The organism is Acidaminobacter hydrogenoformans DSM 2784, from assembly GCF_900103005.1.
GTDB lineage: Bacteria > Bacillota > Clostridia > Peptostreptococcales > Acidaminobacteraceae > Acidaminobacter > Acidaminobacter hydrogenoformans.
The window spans coordinates 319,900-339,809 of the sequence record NZ_FMWL01000002.1 but is presented as its reverse complement, the minus strand read 5'-3'; the positions used below and the strand labels follow the sequence as shown (position 1 = coordinate 339,809).

Annotated in this window: 17 protein-coding genes and 1 other RNA gene; 15 read left to right on the top strand and 3 right to left on the bottom strand. The window is 47.7% G+C overall.

What is annotated here, in order from left to right; translation table 11 throughout:
• Positions 1-195 precede the first annotated feature (195 nt).
• The 5 genes from BLP63_RS03460 to BLP63_RS03440 all read left to right on the top strand — a co-directional run bounded on the left by BLP63_RS03460 (position 196) and on the right by BLP63_RS03440 (position 5,020).
• Positions 196-1,149: an NAD-dependent epimerase/dehydratase family protein gene (locus BLP63_RS03460; protein WP_092589479.1), complete on the top strand. Its 954-nt coding sequence runs from the start codon at positions 196-198 to the stop codon at positions 1,147-1,149.
• A 35-nt stretch (positions 1,150-1,184) separates the two neighbouring features.
• Complete coding sequence (gene ftcD, locus BLP63_RS03455) at positions 1,185-2,084, top strand: glutamate formimidoyltransferase (protein ID WP_092589478.1); 900 nt, start codon at positions 1,185-1,187, stop codon at positions 2,082-2,084.
• A gap of 4 nt (positions 2,085-2,088) precedes the next feature.
• Entirely contained in the window at positions 2,089-3,372 is a 1,284-nt protein-coding gene (gene hutI, locus BLP63_RS03450) for an imidazolonepropionase (RefSeq protein ID WP_092589477.1), read from the top strand.
• Positions 3,373-3,443: 71 nt separating this feature from the next.
• The gene (locus BLP63_RS03445; RefSeq protein ID WP_092589476.1) at positions 3,444-4,061 is read left to right on the top strand and encodes a cyclodeaminase/cyclohydrolase family protein; all 618 of its coding nucleotides are present in this window, start codon (positions 3,444-3,446) and stop codon (positions 4,059-4,061) included.
• Between the two features lie 125 nt (positions 4,062-4,186).
• The gene (locus tag BLP63_RS03440; RefSeq protein WP_092589475.1) at positions 4,187-5,020 is read left to right on the top strand and encodes a DegV family protein; all 834 of its coding nucleotides are present in this window, start codon (positions 4,187-4,189) and stop codon (positions 5,018-5,020) included.
• 100 nt (positions 5,021-5,120) lie between these two features.
• On the opposite strand, the gene BLP63_RS03435 is transcribed toward BLP63_RS03440, so the two are convergent.
• Together BLP63_RS03435 and ytvI are read right to left on the bottom strand one after the other, a co-directional pair.
• Positions 5,121-7,031, bottom strand: a complete 1,911-nt coding sequence (locus BLP63_RS03435) for a type I glutamate--ammonia ligase (protein ID WP_330387078.1) — start codon at positions 7,029-7,031, stop codon at positions 5,121-5,123.
• Positions 7,032-7,182: 151 nt separating this feature from the next.
• Positions 7,183-8,250, bottom strand: coding sequence for a sporulation integral membrane protein YtvI (ytvI, locus tag BLP63_RS03430; protein WP_170829263.1), 1,068 nt, complete (start codon positions 8,248-8,250; stop codon positions 7,183-7,185).
• Between the two features lie 136 nt (positions 8,251-8,386).
• Here ytvI and BLP63_RS03425 point away from each other — a divergent pair, with 136 nt between their 5' ends.
• From BLP63_RS03425 to BLP63_RS03390, 8 genes are all read left to right on the top strand, one after another.
• Complete coding sequence (locus BLP63_RS03425) at positions 8,387-9,160, top strand: enoyl-ACP reductase FabI (protein WP_139159765.1); 774 nt, start codon at positions 8,387-8,389, stop codon at positions 9,158-9,160.
• Positions 9,161-9,349: 189 nt separating this feature from the next.
• Positions 9,350-9,934, top strand: a complete 585-nt coding sequence (locus BLP63_RS03420) for a hypothetical protein (protein WP_092589472.1) — start codon at positions 9,350-9,352, stop codon at positions 9,932-9,934.
• Positions 9,935-10,021: 87 nt separating this feature from the next.
• Positions 10,022-10,945 carry an RluA family pseudouridine synthase gene (locus tag BLP63_RS03415; protein ID WP_139159764.1) on the top strand — a complete coding sequence of 308 codons (924 nt, stop codon included), beginning with the start codon at positions 10,022-10,024 and terminating at the stop codon, positions 10,943-10,945.
• Between the two features lie 31 nt (positions 10,946-10,976).
• A non-coding RNA gene (gene ssrS, locus BLP63_RS03410) (6S RNA) lies at positions 10,977-11,153 on the top strand.
• 47 nt (positions 11,154-11,200) lie between these two features.
• On the top strand, positions 11,201-12,643 hold the full coding sequence (pdxR, locus tag BLP63_RS03405) for a MocR-like pyridoxine biosynthesis transcription factor PdxR (protein WP_092589470.1): 1,443 nt from the start codon (positions 11,201-11,203) through the stop codon (positions 12,641-12,643).
• A 72-nt stretch (positions 12,644-12,715) separates the two neighbouring features.
• A complete protein-coding gene (locus tag BLP63_RS03400) occupies positions 12,716-14,668 on the top strand; it encodes a YgiQ family radical SAM protein (protein WP_092589469.1) in 1,953 nt (650 codons plus the stop codon).
• A 53-nt stretch (positions 14,669-14,721) separates the two neighbouring features.
• Positions 14,722-14,973, top strand: a complete 252-nt coding sequence (locus tag BLP63_RS03395) for a DUF896 domain-containing protein (protein WP_092589468.1) — start codon at positions 14,722-14,724, stop codon at positions 14,971-14,973.
• A gap of 83 nt (positions 14,974-15,056) precedes the next feature.
• Entirely contained in the window at positions 15,057-16,544 is a 1,488-nt protein-coding gene (locus BLP63_RS03390; RefSeq protein WP_092589467.1) for an aminopeptidase, read from the top strand.
• 112 nt (positions 16,545-16,656) lie between these two features.
• Here BLP63_RS03390 and BLP63_RS03385 read toward each other — a convergent pair whose 3' ends face one another.
• On the bottom strand, positions 16,657-17,562 hold the full coding sequence (locus tag BLP63_RS03385) for a selenium metabolism-associated LysR family transcriptional regulator (protein WP_092589466.1): 906 nt from the start codon (positions 17,560-17,562) through the stop codon (positions 16,657-16,659).
• A gap of 135 nt (positions 17,563-17,697) precedes the next feature.
• Between BLP63_RS03385 and BLP63_RS03380 the strand changes: the two genes are divergently transcribed.
• Both BLP63_RS03380 and BLP63_RS03375 read left to right on the top strand, forming a co-directional pair.
• A complete protein-coding gene (locus BLP63_RS03380; RefSeq protein ID WP_092589465.1) occupies positions 17,698-18,372 on the top strand; it encodes a response regulator transcription factor in 675 nt (224 codons plus the stop codon).
• Between the two features lie 27 nt (positions 18,373-18,399).
• Positions 18,400-19,821 (top strand): sensor histidine kinase, encoded by a 1,422-nt coding sequence (locus tag BLP63_RS03375; RefSeq protein ID WP_092589464.1) that lies wholly within the window; start codon positions 18,400-18,402, stop codon positions 19,819-19,821.
• The last annotated feature ends 89 nt before the right edge of the window (positions 19,822-19,910 follow it).

Sequence of the window (19,910 nt, the reverse complement as noted above, 5' to 3'; positions counted from 1 at the left end):
CAGACTTAATGGCTGCATTTCCTTATTCATAAGTTTATCATTCGTTGCGCTCGAGAGCGATGATTTTTTAGAATTTCGGGTACAATCAGAGTGAAAGAAGACTTTTTGAATGAAAGTTGTGTTGTTGTTTGACGCTTTTTTGACAGTCGGGGCCTACTATAATCATAGCCTCGCGATCCAGGGAGAGTGTATGAATTGAAAAAAATTCTGATCACGGGCGCGGCAGGACAAATTGGCACTGAGCTCACGACCTATCTTCAATCCATTTATGGAGATGATCAGGTCATTGCCTCAGGCAGGCACGAAGAGCTTCATTTTAACGCAATTTATGAAAAACTGGATGTGCTGAACGCGGGTCAGCTTGTTGAAGTCATAAGAAGGCACCGGGTGGACAGTGTGATTCATTTGGCGGCTATTCTGTCTGCCAAAGGAGAATCTGATCCGGAAGCCCTCTGGCAGATCAACATGAACGGACTTTACAATGTGCTTGAGGCGGCTAAAGCCACTTCAGTCTCAGTATTTACGCCCAGCTCTATAGCGGCGTTTGGTCCGGAAACACCCCTTGACCGTACACCCCAGGTGACCATTCAGCGGCCAAGAACGATCTATGGCATTTCCAAAGTCGCAGGTGAACTCTTGTGCGATTATTACTACCATCATTTCGACGTTGACACCAGAGGTGTACGATTTCCAGGTTTGATTTCACACGAAGCACTTCCTGGAGGCGGCACGACAGATTACGCCGTGCACATCTTTTATAAAGCCATTGAAACAGGCGGGTTTATCTGTGATTTGGAACCAAAAACTTTTCTGGACATGATGTACATGCCTGACGCCCTCAGGGCCATTGTTGAACTGATGGAGGCATCACCAACGAAACTGGCGCATCGCAATGCTTACAACATTACGGCTATGAGTTTTTCACCCGAGATTTTGGCTAAGGAAATTCAGAAACACCTTCCAAACTTCAAAATGGCGTATGATATCAATCCGGTAAAGCAAGCCATAGCGGACGCGTGGCCCAATTCTCTGGATGACGGCTGCGCAAGGACGGATTGGGGCTGGAAACCCGAATACGATCTTCCTGCCATGACAACCCACATGCTTAAAGTGCTCGGCGCCAAGCTGAGGCCGGCGTCGACACCGTAAACATAAACCAAAATATGCGAATGGAGGAAATTTAAATGGCGTTCAACAAAATTGTTCAATGTGTTCCAAACTTCAGTGAAGGTAGAGATCTCGCAAAAATTGATAAAATTGTCGAGGCGTTCAGAGGCAAGGAAGGCGTCAAACTTCTCGATTACAGCAACGACGAGGATCACAACCGCGTGGTCGTCACCGTTGTCGGTGAGCCTGAGCCGCTGAAGCAAGCTGTTGTCGAGGCAATGGGCACTGCTTCACAGCTGATCGATATGACAACCCACCGGGGCCAGCATCCAAGAATGGGCGCTACAGACGTCGTTCCTTTCATTCCGATTCAAAACATCACTATGGAAGAGTGTGTCGCACTGGCTAAGGAAACGGCAGCCCTTGCATTTGAAAAGCATGGCGTGCCTTCTTTCCTATATGAAAAAGCCGCATCAGCCTCTCACCGTGAAAACCTTGCAGAGGTCAGAAAAGGCCAATTTGAAGGCATGGCTGAGAAGGTCAAAGAAGAAAAGTGGCAGCCGGACTTTGGCACAGACATTCATCCGACAGCTGGCATTACGGCCATTGGCGCAAGAATGCCGCTTGTGGCTTTCAACATCAACCTTGACACCAACAATCTTGAAATCGCGAACAAGATCGCGAAGAACGTTCGTTTCCTTTCTGGCGGTCTGAGATATTGCAAAGCGATAGGGATAGACCTTGCTGATCGCGGTCAGGTACAAGTTTCCATGAACATGACGGATTTCACAAAAACGCCGCTTTACCGTGTATTCGAGCTCGTCAAAATTGAAGCGAAACGCTATGGCGTCAACGTCGTTGGAAGCGAAGTCATAGGACTTGTGCCTATGGAGGCATTGATCAGCACAGCGGAATATTACCTTGGCATAGAGGTTTTCTCAATGGATCAGATTCTCGAAAAAAGAATTATGGAGTAAGCTTATGACTAAAAAAAAGGCAGAGGATAACCGCATCCTACTACTCGAAAACGCGTCTCAAATCGTCACCGTCAGTGGTTTTGAGGCAAAAAAAGGTGAACAGATGCAAGATATTGGGGTCATTGAAGGTGGCTCAATTCTTGTAAAAGGGGATCGCATTGAGAAGATTCTGATGCCCGGGGAGTCTACAAGGGATCTGGTTCCTGACGAGGTGATCGATTGCAGGGGGAAGACCATTTTGCCTGGTTTCGTAGATTCTCACACGCACCTGGTCTTTGGCGGATATAGGGAGAATGAATACAATTGGCGTCTTCGCGGAGACTCCTATGTGGACATTATGAATCGTGGCGGTGGAATTATCAATTCCGTCCGCGGCACACGAGAAGCTTCTTTTGAGATCCTTTTTGAAACGGGTATGAAACGACTTGACAGCATGACCCGCTTTGGCGTCACAACAGTGGAGGCCAAAAGCGGTTATGGACTTGATAAGGAAACTGAGCTCAAACAGTTGGAGGTCATGAAGGCGCTTCAGGATAACCATTCACTTGATCTCATAACCACTTTTATGGGTGCCCACAGCATCCCTACGGAGTACAAAGGCAGAGGCGCTGAATTTATAGAGTACCTCATAGAAGAGGTTATGCCCGTTGTCAAGGAACGAAGCCTTGCTGAATTCTGTGATATTTTCTGCGAAAAGAATGTGTTTTCTGTCGAAGAATCCAGGCGGCTGCTCAACGCCGCAAAGGCTATGGGCTTCAAGCTTAAGCTCCACGCAGATGAGATCGTCCAGCTGGGCGGTTCTGAGCTGGCGGCGGAGGTGGGCGCGGTTTCCGCGGATCACTTGCTTCAAGCATCAGATGAGGGCATTAATGCCATGGCAGAAGCAGGCGTTGTGGCAACGGTGCTGCCGTGTACGGCGTTTAGTCTGAAGGAGCATTACGCTCGGGCACGATACATGATTGAGCGGGGCTGTGCCGTCGCGGTCGCAACAGATTTCAATCCGGGCAGCTGCTTCACAGAGTCTATACCGCTTGCGATTGCCCTGACAACTCTGCAGATGGACATGCGGATTGAAGAAGTTATCACGGGCCTGACTTTGAATGGGGCCGCAGCAGTTGGCCGGGCTCATGAAATTGGCAGCATTGATCCTGGCAAGAAGGCAGATCTCGTCATTCACGAGTTCCCATCTTATCAGTACATTCCTTATCATATAGGCGTCTCCACAGTTGAAAAAGTCATCAAGAATGGTCGGATGATTTTTGATGCTTCTAAAATTGAGATTTTGTGATATCTTTATATAGTCAATTTGATGAAGTTGAAGTATACTGATATCATAATTGTTTAAGGAGGAGTAAATTCATGTTATCCAATATGAAAATTACCGAATTTTTGGCGGCCACCTCTTCAGATGCTCCAGTTCCTGGTGGCGGCAGTGTCGCTGCGCTTTCTGCAGCAATCGCGTCTTCCCTTACGGAAATGGTCGCTAACTTAACTATCGGCAAAAAAGGTTACGAAGAAGTTCAAGATGAAATGAAGGCAATTTCTGAAAAAATGAGCGCCTACACGCCAAAATTCGTCGATTTCATTGATAAGGATGCCAGCTCCTTCGACGACGTCATGAAAGCGTTCAAGCTCCCTAAAGAGACGGATGAAGAGAAGGCGGCAAGAACGGCTGCGATTCAGAATGGCATGAAGCTTGCTGCCAACGTGCCTCTTGAAACGGCTCAGGCTGCTATGGAGATTCTTGGAATGATAGAAGCGGTTGTCGTGAAGGGCAACAGCAACGCAGTTACTGATGGCGCTGTCGCTGCCATGATGACGCGTACGGCTGTCCTCTCCGCGCTTTACAATGTCAAGATCAACCTCGGCTCCATCAAGGATGCGGAGTACGTTGAGAAGGCTGCGGCTGAAGTCGCCCGCATAGAGAAGGAAGTCGTTGAGATCGAAGCAAGAATTCTTTCACAAGTTAAGCTTTAATTTATAAAACATTCGAAAAGCCCTGTGGCCACTTCACACTGAAGTGGCCACAGGGCTTTCGTTGTCTTGTCAATTGTCACCAAATACCATATAATAAAGTAAAGTCATTGAATGAGGTGATTGGTATGGGTTTCAAGATTATTGCGGACAGTTCCAATGATATGACACCTGAATTGCAATCGAAATATCCAGTTGAGATAATTCCGTTTAAGCTGACGCTGGACGGCAGGGAATATGTGGATGATGCACAGCTTGATCCCATTCAGTTTATCACCGACATGAGTGCGGCGAAGGATGTACCGCGCTCGGCCTGCCCTTCTCCAAATGATTTTTTGGAAGCGTTTGAAGGGGATGAGGACTGCTTTGTCGTCACAATCTCTTCAAAGCTGAGCGGCACTTACAACAGCGCTCAAATTGCCAAGGAAATGTATCTGGAAAGCCATCCAGATAAAAAAATTCACCTGGTGGATTCCAAAGCGGCGTCGATCGCTGAAACCCTGATCTCCATGAAGCTCCACGAGCTGATTGAAAAAGGGCTCGACTTTAATGAGATCATTGAGGTCATCACGGGCTATGTCAATGAAATGAAGACTTTCTTCGTTTCGGAGTCGCTGGATAACTTAATTAAGAATGGTCGGATTTCAAAACTGAAAGGTGTGCTCGCCACTGCCCTGAGCATTAAGCCAATCATGGGCGCTGAGGACGGAGAGATCCGGATGTTTGACAAAGCCCGGGGCTCAAACAAAGCTTTTGACCGCTTGGTGGAAATGATCATGGATAACGCCAAATCTGTGGAAGATAAGATCTTAGCGATTTCTCATGTCAACAATCCAACCCGGGCGGCACATCTCAAGGCAGAACTTCAAAAGCGCTGTGGCTTCAAGGATATCATTGTTGTTCAAACCCGCGGTCTCAGCAGTTTGTATTGCGATCGTCAGGGCATTATTGTGTCGTTTTAAAATTCAAAAAAAAGAAGAGAAGGCGCTGGGCGCCTTCTCTTTGTGTTTGTCAACGACTTTGAATTTGTAGTATCATGTCTGGTTAAGTTTGGTGACGCGATTACTCTTCGAAAGAAATCAGGTTGTGGCGATATTCAGTGTAAATTGATTTCAAAGTAGCCATCTTAACCATCATTTCGACCTGCAGCTCGCTTGCGAGATCAAAATCTTCTTTATGGATGGCTTGCTTTATTTTTGCAAATAAGGACTGTTTGTCGAGGCTGTTTTTCATGAGTTCATTGCGAAGAGAACGTATTTTTTCCCAATTGACGACATCCAGATCTGTTATGTCATCAAGGCCGTGCAACTTGACATAGTGCCTGATCAAGTCTTCGTTAATTGGTATGACGCGGTTCGTGAGCTCTGTGATCCACTGACTCAAAATAGTCGCTTGATAGGATTCAATAATCTTTTCAGGGAAGACATCTCCTCTCGTCAAAATAGAAACCTTCTCTTTATAGGATTCGAAGCCTTTTAGATTTTCCCAAACGGTACGGGGCGGTACGCCGAAGAGTTGGTTGCGCTCTTCGCTGGTATAGTGTTCAAAGACATCTTCTTCACTACGATATTCTCTGAATTTTTCAAGGTATGCAGCTTCCTCGCCATATTTTTTCGACAATTCATTTTCCAGTTCCGCTTCAGTAGACTTGTGCTCCAGGACAAAGGAGATTCCGTCAAGCATGGCCTGATAGACAGCAGCTGTCGTCAGATATGAATTGGACGTAGGGTTCGGAGAACGCAGTTCGAAACGTGTCGCAAAAGGATTGTCCATATCCCTGATCAAACCGATTAGGACAGTTCTGTTCCGCGCTGGAACCTCAACGGTATGTCCCAAACAGGAAACGATACAAACCGGCGCCTCAAAGCCGGGTTTCAATCTGTTGAAAGCGTCGTTGGAAGAAGTGACGAAAGGATTGATCACCTCATAGTTTTTAAGAATGCCCATAAGGGCGCCCCAACCCAAAGGGTTTAGATAAGAGTCTTTCATATTTTTTGGAGAGAACAGGTTCAGCTTTCGTCCGCTGCTCAGCTTGACTGCGACGCCAACATGATGGTGCTCGCCGTTTCCGGCAACACCTTCTATAGGTTTCGCGCGGAAGGTAACCTTCAATCCCTGACGGGCAAAAGTCTCACTGATAATTTCCCGTGCGAAGAGCTCGTGGTCAGCAGATTGAAGTGCTTCGTCATATTTCCAATCAATTTCCAGTTGCTCCATGATGTGCGTAAACTGACTCATACCAGACAGTTTGGAAGGGACGCCACCGACTTCCTTATGTCCCATTTCAGCATGGTAACCGTAGTTGTCAAGGTTGATTAAAGCTTGCTCCATGGCAGTTCTCACTGGTCCTACCGTGCGTTTCCAGTATTGCTCTTTCAGGACTTGGGAAGCGCTCAGTTTTTCGGTATCTGTTCTGTAGTCAGGAGTTTTGACCCAAAACTCCACTTCAGTAGCCATAGTCATGTAGACTTCTTCCACGGTTTCATCTGAAGCAAAACCCAAGAATTCTCTGGCGTAATCGTTTTCTGCCAACCACGCTTTTAGAGTTGAAGTAAAATATTCTGTGGAGCGTTTTAGCACGGACCTTGAGCAAACCGCTTTACCATTATGATAAAGGAAGGCAGGAATGATTAATGTGCCGACAGGGCGTCCTGTAGCGTTATCCCTGTTAGCCAGATTGTAGTCGACCATCCATTTCACATTGCGGTCTGGTATGAGGTCGACCTTAGCGTTATTGATCTGGGCAATTTTAGGCAAGTAAACGCTTGAACCATCCGTCTGGACGCCATGATGTAGAAAATTTTCAATATCCTCGAGAAAAATTTTAACTGGAATTTTTTCATCCGTGCTGTTGTTGCCGAGATCTACAGCAGTAAGGGATACAAATTTAATTTGCGGATGATCTGCCAGCAGTTGTTTTATCGATGCTTCGTCGTGATGCGAGACGGGAATAAAATATAGAAGATCGTTCACAATACACCTCCGGACTTTTATTTGCGCTATCAAAATTATTATAGTGAGATAAATTGTAGATGTAAAGTAAAAAACATCAAATTTGCTAATGAAAACAAAAAAAAATCATTAAACAGACGAAATAGTGCGCATGATAAATAAAATTATTTGTTTAATGTTCGTCAATTTGGTTTTTTGAGAACTTTTTGTAATAGGCGATCACAGTGATGGCGGTGAGTGGGCCCAGGATCAAACCTGAGAATCCCAAAAAGCGAATGCCAAGGTAGAGCGACAGCAGTGTAATCAACGGGTGGATGCCAATGTGATGACCAACGATTTTGGGCTCAAGCATTTGACGCGTCACCGTGACGACGGCATATAAAATCAACAGTTGGACTGCGGCGGAAACGTCAGAAAGAATCAGTTTGGAAACAGCCCACGGGACATAGACAGCTGCGGGTCCAAGCGCCGGCACCACGTCCACCAGACCAATTCCCACCGCAATTGGCAATGCGTTTGGAACTCTGAGAATTAAAAGTCCCACGAGAGAAACAGAAAAAGTTATGGTCATCAGGGTGAGCTGTGCTTTGAAATAGCCAGTTGCAACTCTCCAAACATCCTGTTTGAAGGTCTGAATATAAGGGTTATCGTGGACCCAGCGCTGAATCCAGGGTTTAAACTGCCTTTGGATCCGTATTCTGTCCGCGGTGAAAAAGAACGTCGAAATTAAAATGACAAAGATCGAAACGACAATGCGCGGCAGGGATTTCAGCATGCCAAAAGAAGATTGCGCCGCTTCGGAAAGAAGCGTCGCCAAGGCTTCTGCCATTCTGGACCATGCCGTAGCCAAAAAACCCTCATATTCCTGCGGCAGGTTCAGGTAGACCTTTTCTATTACATTCAAGACACGGGTGTTATAACTGCTCAGGCTATCAATCCATCCCGGAATCTCCGGCAGCATATCCTGGAAAGCCACGACGCCCATAACCCCCAATTTAAACAGCAGGAAACCTCCCAAACTTATGGTTAAAGCCATAAGCACCAGGACAATCAACGCATCTGGCAGCTTGATCCAGATTTTGATACGATCCACGAGCTTGCTTAGCGGACGAGACAGCAGATATCCCAGCCAGAAGGGCAGGAAAATGAGCAGCAGTGGAATAAGCTTTGTATAGAAAAGAAAAAGAAAGAAAAGTCCCAGCGCAATCAGACTAAGTTTGGACAATACGATTGAATTCACCAGGATCACCTCCAAGTCATTACAACTGATACCCATTTCGCGCTTATAGTCCACTCTTGATTTTCTGCGGTCAATCCATTATAATGATAAATGATTATGATCTGATACTAATAACTAATTATAAACGGAGGTTATCATGAGCTTGTTGAATCAAAAAAAGATTCTGGTGATGGGAGTTGCCAATAAATGGAGCATTGCATGGGGCATCAGCAGAAAGCTGATTGAGTCAGGTGCACAGCTCATCTTTACTTATTATGGGGAAAAAAGCCTCAGGGGCCTTGAAAAGCTCGTTGAAGAAGAAGGGATCACGGGTGTTCGCATGATCGAGTGTGATGTGACTCAGGATGCCAGTATAGAACAAGCTTTTGGAGAGATCGCTGCCAAAGAAGGCAAGATTTTTGGCGTCGTCCACAGCATAGCGCACGCGGATAAAAATGAGCTGGATGGAGATTATTTCAACACTTCCAGAGAAGGTTACAGCATGGCTCAGGACATCAGCGCGTTTTCACTGGTGGCCGTCACCAAGCACGCGCTCCCAATACTGGAAGAGGGCGGCTCTATTGTAACCCTTACTTATCTTGGAGGAGAGCGTGTCGTCAAGAACTACAACGTCATGGGCGTCGCGAAAGCGGCGCTTGAGATGAGCGTGCGATATCTGGCCCATGACCTTGGTCCTATGGGCTTCAGGATCAATGCGATCTCTGCGGGGCCGGTCAAAACTTTGGCGGCGAAAGGGATCAGCGGATTCAGTACGCTATCTTCCAACTTCGTCGATAGAGCCCCAATGCGCAGAATGGTAACGACCGAGGAGATAGGCGGCGCAGCCGTATTCCTGCTCAGCAATCTTGGCAGTGGCGTTACGGGCGAAGTGCTGCACGTAGACTGTGGCTACTCTATTCTTGGGTATTAGCGTTTGGCTGTTGAAAAAAATGAAATAATTGTATAGGATCGCGATTGACTCGACAAAATTTGAAGGAAGATGACTGGGCTTGGGTTTGCCCGGCTCATCTTCCTTTTCCTTATACTTCCTAAAGTCCGTTGCAGGTAAGCGCATTTTTGATATAATGGTAAAGTTAATAGCCTATGGAGGTGACCTCATATGCACCTGAAAACCAATCAACTTAATAACATGCTCGTCGACCTCGACAGGGCGCTGACTCGGGGTGAAACTGAAAATGTTGTGGAAGCGATTCAAAGAATCCGCTTGATTTGCGATGATATAGAGCTTTCCATTCAGGATGAGATCGACTATGCCAAACGCCGGGAGGAAGCGCTGCGTTTAAAATACAAGCACGAGCTGATCAACGAGGTTGCGTTTCTGATGAAGCCCGTTACCATAGAAAACGTTTATGACGGTGATTATCTCGACCACTTTGTGGAAACCCGCGCCCGGCAGTTGTCTGAAGGTGGGGCGGAGGAAGCACACAATACCTTTTGGACAGAGTATTTGACGCTGCATGGCAATGTATTTGGCTCAGTACCTGTTGATCTCTTAAAGCCGGCGTCAGTGGCTTATCTGGAAAAGTCCGGCTGGAAACCTGTGCAAGTCAATGTCTATGATTTTGGAGAGAACCTGGAGGTCACTATGGCCTTTTATGAATATTGTGACGAAAAATTTGGCCGCTATATTGTCGTTCAGGAATCCAGAACAAATGCCTATCTGGTGCTCTCATTTGGGGCGTAGTGCGCTGCAGTGCGTTAGTGAAACAAAAACTGGGACTATCACTGGGAGAGCGTTGTGTATTGCTCCGGGAAAGGCGGAAAGCAGATCATGTTTGAACATCTTGGGCACGACCGGTTGGACTTCAGGGTTGAACCGGCACAAGCAGGCTTAAAGGTCATTGACGTCATGGTTCAGTGGATGGACTTGTCTGTACGGCAGGTGAAAAACGGAAAGAATCGAAAGGCTGTGCTTCTGAACGGAAGGCCGGTATCCGTGAATGGCTTTGTGAGAGCCGGAGACCTTTTGACCTATTCTATGGAGATTGAAGAGAATTATTTTGAGCCAGAAGAGATTCCCATTTCGGTGGTGTTTGAAAATGAAGACTTGGTCCTCATCAATAAGCAGCCTTTCGTTGTGGTGCACCCTACTAAAAGTTATCCGGCAGGGACTATAGGCAATGGTCTTGCCATGCGCTTCAAAAAGAAAGGGATCAACCCCAAAATCCGGTTCATCAACAGACTGGACCGCGACACGTCCGGGCTGCTGTTGATCGCGAAAAATCCGTATGCCCAGCATGTGGTCACGGAACAAATGAAACGGGACGAGGTGGAGAAAAGGTATCTTGCGCTCGTGCATGGTGACCTAAAAGCGGACGAAGGCACCATTGACGCGCCAATTGGCAGGCCGGATGAAGAACGGGTAGAGCGCATGGTGATGGCTGCTGGCCAGCCGTCCACCACCCATTACTGGGTCAGGGAGCGCTTTGGCAGCGCGACGCTGGTGGAGGTACGCCTGGAAACCGGCAGAACCCATCAGATCCGGGTCCATTTCAACCATTTGGGCCATCCGCTGGTGGGAGATACACTTTATCACGAGGCGTCAGAGGGGATCGATCGTCAGGCGCTTCACGCTTTCAAGCTGTGCTTCCGGCTGCCAAGAACTAAGGAATACCGGTGTTTCGAAGCGCCTTTGCCTGAGGATTTTGAGCGTCTCCTCAGCGGGCTGAGATCCAAAAGTTCAATCAGGATTTGATATTATTGCGATCCTGTATTATAATGTAATCAGTACTCTGGGGTGTGCGTTATACGGATTAAATTCAACCACTGGCATATTATCGGGAGCACGCGTTTTTCGAGCGATGGCAAGCCGGCCCGACCGGAAGTCAGGACTCGGGAACAGTACACCCACTTAGGTGGAGTGTGGTGCTGAATTTCATCCTCGACGGCACTCTGGAGACATCTTCATTTTTTGAAATGGAGATTTTTTTTGCGGACAGGGAGGTGGCGCATGCAGCCTTACTATGGAATAAGTATTGATAAACAGGACGCTGAACATTTGTACATTCAGGTGTACAAGCATCTGCGGACCCTGATCTTCAACAATTCCATCAAGCCCCATGAGAAGCTGCCGCCAATTCGAAAGCTGGCAGTGATCCTGGGTGTCAACAACGTGACGGTTGTCAATGCCTATAAGCTCCTTGAGGAAGACGCATTAGTTTATAAAAAAATAGGCAGCGGCACTTATGTCGCGCCAGTAGAAGAGGAAACAGACAGCGAACGGGACTTCGAAGCACGGCATCATGCGGTCCCTTATGATTTTTCCATTTCATCCCCTACGGCAGACCTCTTTCCGGTCAAGGACTTTAAGACCGTTATAGATGAGGTGCTGGAGCGGGATAAGGGCTATGCCTTTGGCTACCACGAGAGCCAGGGCTTTTTTCCGTTTCGGCAGTCTTTGTCAGCAATGTTTGGGGGATCCAGCGTCGCTTTGGACCCTGATCAGATTCAGATCATTTCAGGGGCGCAGCAGGGCATTGATCTCGTGGCCAAATCCGTTCTGGATTATGGCGACTATGTCTTCGTCGAGGCCCCTACTTATACCGGCGCGCTGGCAAGCTTCAAGCTCAAAGGTGCGCTCATAGTCGAAATCCCCATCCAGGAGGATGGGATCGATCTTGAGCTCCTCAGCCTTCAAGCAAAGAAGCTGCGCCCAAAGCTCATTTACGTTATGCCAAACTTTCAGAATCCCACTGGCTATTGTTATAGCGACGAGAAAAAGCGGGGACTGATTGAGATCGCGAAGTCCTGTGGGGCATGGATCCTCGAGGATGACTACGCTGCAGACCTCAACGTGGGAAACGAGCCTGCAGTGCCTCTCAGTGCCTATGACCCCTATGACAGGATCATTTACATCAAAAGCTTTTCAAAGGTTTTGATGCCGGGACTCAGACTTGGCTACATGGTCGTGCCGGAAGCGCTTCAGGACGAAATTGCCATGGCAAAACACGCCACGGATATTTCTACTTCTGGTCTGTTGCAGCGTGCGTTTGACCTTTATATAAGAAAAGGACTCTGGGACAGGCAGATCATTCAAATGAAAAGAATCTACGACAAGAGGCACGCAGTCATGGCCCGTTTTCTAAAGACTCACGAAGTGCCCTGGGTACATTATCATTTGCCTCAGGGTGGCTACAATTACTGGATTACCATGGATCCGGGGCTTAATGCGGATGAACTGATGTGGCGGCTGAATAAGAAGGGCGTGGCAATTTTATCTGGAAGCACCTTTTATCATCTCCAGCTGAAAAGCGCTTCGTTTCGCATCAGTATTGCAGCTGTAGGCGAAAATGAAATTGAAGCCGGGATGAAACTTGTTTTTGAAGAAATTGAAGAAATGTACCGCGAAATGTCCGGCAATAAGCCGGGGCTGATGAAGTCACAGATGCTGTAATCCTCGTTTTGAAAATCCTGACGTTATAAGAGCAGGATTCACCTTAATCGGTAAGAAAGATAGGAGTTTTTTATGTCAAATCAGGGATTTATGCCCGTCAATCAAGAAGATTTAAAGGCGCTCGGCTGGGAGCGTCCAGACTTTGTGCTGGTGACAGGGGATGCTTATATTGACCATCCAACCTTTGGGGCGGCGGTCATAGGCCGTGTTCTCATGGATGCGGGATTTAAGGTCGGCATTCTGTCACAGCCGGACTGGAAAACTACAGATGCTTTTAAGACCTTTGGCCGCCCGCGTCTTGGATTTCTGGTGACCGCCGGAAACATTGACTCCATGGTCAACCATTATTCTGTCAGCAAGCGGCGAAGAGATAAAGACGCGTATTCGCCGGGTGGGAAAATGGGTATGCGTCCTGACCGGGCGACGCTTGTTTATACCCAAAAAATTCGGGAAGCTTATTCTAAAATGCCCATCATCCTTGGGGGGATAGAGGCAAGCCTCAGGCGCTTTGCCCATTACGATTATTGGGATGACAAGGTCAGAAGATCCATGCTGGTAGATTCAGAGGCGGATCTATTGGTTTACGGCATGGGTGAGCATCAGATCGTTGAAATTGCCAATCTGATGAATGAAGGCTTCGAGCCTAAATATATCCGTCATATTCCAGGGACGTGTTATGTAGCGGCTTCAAGGGATGAAATTTTTGAAGGGATCGAGATTCCTTCTTTTGAAGCGGTCTCGGCTGACAAAGTGGCCTATGCCAAGGCATTTATGACCCAGTATGACGAGCAGGATCCCATCCGTGGAAAAACGCTGATCCAGGCTCATGGCACGCGCTGGCTGGTCCAGAACCCGCCGGCAATGCCCCTTGACCGCAGTGAGCTCGACCGCGTTTACGCGCTGGACTACAGGCGCGAAATTCATCCGGCCTATCAGAGCTTGGGTGGCGTCCCAGGTATAGAGGAAGTCAAATTTTCCATCATTTCTGAACGGGGCTGTTTTGGCTCCTGCTCTTTCTGCGCCCTGACCTACCATCAAGGCAGGATAGTACAGAGCCGCTCGCATGAGTCCATTGTGGAAGAAGCGAAGCGCATTGTTCAGGACCGTGAGTTTAAAGGCTATATTCATGATGTGGGTGGCCCTACTGCCAATTTCAGGGCCCCATCCTGCAAAAAGCAGCTGAGGCTGGGCACCTGCAAGCACAAGCAATGCCTTTATCCAGAGCCGTGCAAAGATCTCGAGATCGATCATGAGGATCTCAGGCTGCTTCTCGGTAAGCTGCGGGAGGTGGAAGGCGTCAAAAAGGTATTCCTGCGCTCGGGTCTCAGATATGATTATCTGATGGCAGATCCAAACCCGGCGTTTTTCAAAGATTTGGTGAAGCATCATGTCAGCGGACAGCTTAAAGTTGCCCCTGAGCATGTTGCCACAGAGGTGCTGGACAAGATGCAAAAGCCAGCCGGTAAAATTTACGGAAAGTTCGTGGACCGCTTTTTTGAACTCAGCAAGCAGTGCGGGCTTGAGCAGTATCTGGTGCCTTATCTGATGAGCTCTCATCCGGGAAGTACACTGCACAGCGCCATTGAGCTGGCCCTTTATCTGAAGAAGATTGGCTATCAGCCAGAGCAAGTCCAGGACTTTTATCCAACGCCGGGAACCCTCTCAACGACCATGTTTTATACTGGCCTTGATCCAAGAGACATGACGCCGGTTTATGTGCCAAAGAGCAAGGAAGAGAAGCAAATGCAGCGTGCGCTGCTTCAATTTGGAAGACCTCAGAATTATGAGCTGGTTCACAAAGCCCTGGTTCAGTCTGGCAGAACGGATTTGATAGGGTTTGGACCCAATTGTCTCATCCGTCCAAGGGATCAGTCAAAAAATGAACCTTTAAAAAGAGGCAAAGCAAAAGGCACTTCTTCAAAAGCTTCGCAGCCAAAGCCAGCTTCTGAAGGAAAAAGAAAAACGGGATCTCAAAGTTCCCGTGCCAATAAACGGTCTGACAGACCAGTCCACAAGAAGAAATAAAAACGCAGCGCGTTATAGACGCTGCAGAATGATAGAATTTTGGAGCTGATTTTATGTTATCTAAAGAAAAACTGGAACGCATCAATATTTTAGCGAATAAAGCAAAAAACGAATCTTTGACGGAATCTGAGAAAATTGAGCAAAAACTTTTGAGAGAAGAGTATCTGGAAGCGTTTAGGGAGAACTTCAAGCGCCAGCTGGACAATATTGAGGTCCGGTATGTGGATGAAGACGGAAATCCTGTAGAGGATCAGAAAGCGGGTCACTCGGTGAAGTCAGACGGGCTGAGTGGAAAGCTTAGTTAGGCGTGGGCGGCTGTCACTATCGGCAGGCTTCCAGGCCTTTTAACTGGAAATGATATTTAATTTTAATTAAATGAGGTGACGGCATGACAATATCAAATGAGAACACTGGGAACAGCATAGACGCAAAGGACCGGCTGAGCCACAGCTTCCCGCTGGTGTGGGAGCAGCTGGATGAAAAAGAAACGGCTGCGGTGTTCGAAGTAGCGGAGCGCTACAAAGCTTTTATCACAGCGAGCAAGACGGAGCGCCTTTGTGCGGCTGAAATCCTTCGAGCGGCTGAGAAAAACGGCTACCGGGACATGGATCAGCTTCCGGAGGGCTATGTGCCGAAGGCAGGGGACAAGCTCTACAGGGTTAACCGTGGAAAAGCGCTTGTTATGATGGTTCTGGGGCGCTCGCCCCTTGAAACGGGCATGCATATTGTGGGCAGCCATATTGACGCGCCGCGTCTTGACCTGAAGCCCGTCCCACTTTACGAAGATACTGACATGGCCTTCTTCAAGACGCATTACTATGGTGGTGTCAAGAAATACCAGTGGACATCCATACCGCTGGCGCTCTATGGCACGGCCAGGAAGGAAAATGGTGAGCTCGTCGATATCCGCATAGGGGATGATGCCGGGGATCCGGTACTGTTCATTACGGACCTTTTGCCCCATCTTGCCAAGGATCAGGTGACGAAGCCCCTGGGCGAAGCTATTACCGGGGAGGGCCTCAATGTCCTCGCAGGCAGCATTCCGCGGCGACAGAAGCCACAGGAGACTCCTGAGGGTGCGAAGGGCACTGAACCGGATGCTGGCTCAAACGGCAAAGATAAGGTGAAAAGCCATCTTCTTGAGCTTCTCGAAGCCCGCTATGGCATCACTGAGCGGGAACTGATCACGGCAGAGCTTGAAATTGTACCGGCAGGTGGGGCCAGGGATGTTGGGCTCGACCGGGGCATGATTTCTTCCTATGGCCATGACGACCGTGTCTGCGCGTTTGCCAGCCTTGAAGCCATTCTGGGGATAGAGGCACCTGATAAGACTGCTGTGGCCTATTTCACAGACAAGGAAGAGGTCGGCAGCATGGGCAACACTGGCGCGGAATCCGCATTTTTCGAGACCACCATAGCGGAGCTGCTGCTGCTTGAGCAGGGAAGTTATCACGACCTGATGCTGCGTCGCGCGCTGGCGAGGACGGAGGTTCTGTCTGCAGACGTCAGTGCCGGCTTTGACCCGAACTATGCGGAAGCTTATGACAAGCGCAATTCCGGCATGATGGGCCGGGGCCTTGAAATCATGAAATACACGGGCGTCAGGGGAAAATCCGGGAGCAGTGATGCCAACGGGGAGTTCTTCGATAAAGTGGCACGGCTCTTTGAAGCCAACGCAGTCTGCTGGCAGGTTGGAGAGCTGGGCAAAGTCGACCAGGGCGGCGGCGGTACCATTGCATACATCCTTGCCAATAAAGGCGCTGAGGTCATAGACTGCGGTGTGCCCGTCCTGAGCATGCATGCGCCGTTTGAAGTCATCAGCAAAGCGGATCTCTATATGGCCGCCAAAGGCTACAGGGCGTTTCTCAACAGATAAAAAAACAGGCGGACCACCTGGAAGTTAAGACTATGTCTCTTCCGGTGGACGCCTGTTTCTTTCTCTTAAGATTCAATGCTTTTGCCGATGGTCTCGGCACACCAGCTTTGCACTACTTCCCCTCACCCTTTTTGTACTTCATTTCGTCTTGAATAAAATTCTTAAAGGTATCTGACAACGGGGACAGCACTCTTTTTTTATGGAACACGAAATAAAATGAGCGCAGGATGCAGAGTGCCTCATGGGCGATCAGCTTAAGTCTGCCATCCTCCAGTTCCTTCTTGATGGACTGAAGCGAGAAAAAGCTATAGCCCATGCCAAGCTCGACCATCCTTTTTATAGTCTCATTGCTTTCGACTTCAGCGATAATTTTAAGTGTTTCCGGGTCGAGGCCGGCAGATCCCTTTAGAAATTTCATGGCAGCCGTTCGGGTGCCAGACCCTTGCTCCCTTAAAATCAGGGGCAAATCCTGAATCTGTTCAGTTTTTATAGAGTTCAGTCCGTTGGCAGGTCCGGCCAAAACGATTTCATCCGCCATGATATCAATACAGTCCAGCTGGGCCGATTCTGGCTTCGCGCCCACGATCCCAAAGTCAATTTCACCGGACAGGATTTTCTCAAGTACCTGGGAAGTGTCATGCTTCATCAAATTGTACCTGACATCCGGATAAATCAGGCTGAAACGTTTAAGGGCGTCCGCTAAATAATATTGTTCAGGGATGGAGCTCGAGGCAATTTCGAGAACGCCTTCAATCTTCCCCTTATATTCTTCAAGTGAAAAGAATGCGTGCTCCTTTTTGTTGAGAATACTGATGGCGTGCTCATAAAAGATTTCACCGGCTTGGGTCATGGAGATTTGTTTGTTGGTCCTGTTGAATAAAATGGTTCCCAGTTCTTTTTCCAGTGTATGTATGTGGTTGCTTATGGTAGGCTGTGTCAGATAGAGCTTCTCTGCTGCCCTTGAGAAGCTTTTGAGCTTCGCGATCATGACGAAGCTTTCCAGTTGTTTAAAATCCATGGATTCACTCCTAACGATATTTATCTTTCTTATTCTATCATACACAAGGGATTATGACAGTGAAAAAGAGGTATGTATGTAACGAAATCCTCTGCAGTTTGCAGACGAATTGCGAAAGACAGGCGGGGATACTGCATGAAGAAAAAAATTATGGTGGTAGATGATGATCCTTATATCCTGAATTTAATGAAGATCTATCTGGAACATGAAAGCTATGTGGTACTGCCTGTCAGTGACAGTACCAAAGCCATGGAAACATTCAAGTCAGAAATGCCTGAAGCTGTGCTTCTGGATATCATGATGCCCGTTGTGAATGGGTTCGATCTGTTGCGGGCACTGAGACGGATCAGCAATGTTCCCGTCATAATGCTTTCTGCAAAAGGTGAGACATTTGATAAGGTGACGGGTCTTGAGCTTGGCGCTGATGATTATCTTGTCAAGCCTGTGGATCCCACGGAGCTCATGGCAAGAATCAGGGCCGTTTTCCGGCGATATAATGCCCGGACTGAGGACAGCAGAGTCCTGGAACAGCCTGGCCTTCAAATCGATCTGGACCGTTTTACGGTCACCTGTCAGGGTGAGGCAGTTGTTATGCCGCCCAAAGAACTCGAGCTTTTATATCTTCTAGCGTCCCATCCCAATCAGGTTTTTACCCGGGAACAGCTCCTGGATAAAGTTTGGGGGTTTGATTACGCAGGCGAGAGCCGGACGGTGGATGTCCATATCAAACGCCTCAGGGAAAAACTGCCCGGGAATGATATCTGGGAAATTAAAACTGTTTGGGGTGTAGGGTATAAGTTTTCAGTATAATCTTCAGGTTGATCAGGCGGTGATGATTTGCGGACCATTTATTTAAGACTTTCTATGCTCTATGTCGTCATACTCTTGATTTCCTATGCCTTCATTGTCATAGGCGTCAATATTGCCATAAACAGCTTAATGGTCAGCCAGAAACAAACTATTTTGCTGGAAAAAGCCATGGTCTTTCAGCAGATCTATTCGGATTCTGCGGCTAATGGCATTCTGGATGTGAATCGGCTCGAAATTGAGGTGCAGTCACTCGAAAATTATTTGGGTGCCCAAGTGTTGCTGGTTGACCGTCAAGGCCGGGTGTTCATGTCGGATGCCAATGTCACAGACCTTATTGAAGAGGCGGAAATCAGCAGTCAAGACCTAAACCAGCTTTACTCAGGAGAAATCATACAAAAGCGGACGTCGCTGAATCAGTTTGGTCAAGACCAATATCTGCTGATAGGGTATCCAATCATTATTAAGGCTGAGGTAGAGTATGTGCTGTTTCTCATAGCCTCCATCCCGGAAATCAGTATGACAGCCAGAGATGTCAATATTGCGGTTGCCATTGGACTGGCCCTAAGCGCAATTGTAGCGCTGTTTATGCTCTTTTCATTTTCAAGGGCAATGAGCCGTGAGATCAAGGACCTCAATGAGATCGCAAAGCATGTGACCAGCGGAAATTTTGACATGCGGATTCAAACCAGGCGCCAGGATGAAATAGGTGAATTGGCGGTAAGTTTGAATACCATGGCTGAAGCGCTTATGAAACTGGAGGAAACAAAGCAGAACTTTATTGCGAACCTCAGCCATGATCTCAGGTCGCCGCTTCAGTCCATCATAGGGTACACAAAAGCCCTTTTGGATGGCACCTCGGAGCCAGATAAACAAGAGAAGTATCTGTTGATTGTTTTAAACGAAAGTGAACGGCTGACGAAGCTGGTCAATGATATCTTGGATCTTTCAAAGATTCAGAGCGGCCATCTGGTGCTGAAGAAGATGAACTTTGACCTTCACGCTTTGATTCTCAATGAACTGGATAAGTTTGAGGGCAGAATTGAACAAAAAGCGCTTAAAGTCGTTGTAGACTTTATGGATGAAGGCTGTCAAACCTATGCGGATTACGCGAGCATTCAGAGAGTGTTTCAAAATTTGATCGATAATGCGGTCAAATTTGTGGATCAAGGCGGTAAGATTGAAATCAAAACTGAGCTTCATGACCAGAAGGTGCTCATAAGTCTCAGGAATACAGGTACAGTGCTTTTGCCTGAGGAGCTTCAGGAAATATGGCAGCGCTTTTCAAAGCTCGACAAATCCAGAAGTCAGCATAGAGCGTCGCCTGGTCTTGGTCTTGCAATTGTCCGTGAAATCATTAAGGCGCATGATGAGCGCATTGAGGTGCTCAGCACGCCTGAAGTTGGCGTTCTGTTCCAGTTGACGCTGCCTTTTGTGAGCTGGCAGGGATAGGTCTGTGGCCTCTTTATTAACCATTTTGAAAAAGTTTTTTTAGAAACTGTTCACAAAATCTTCACATTTTTTTTATAAACTGAATATGA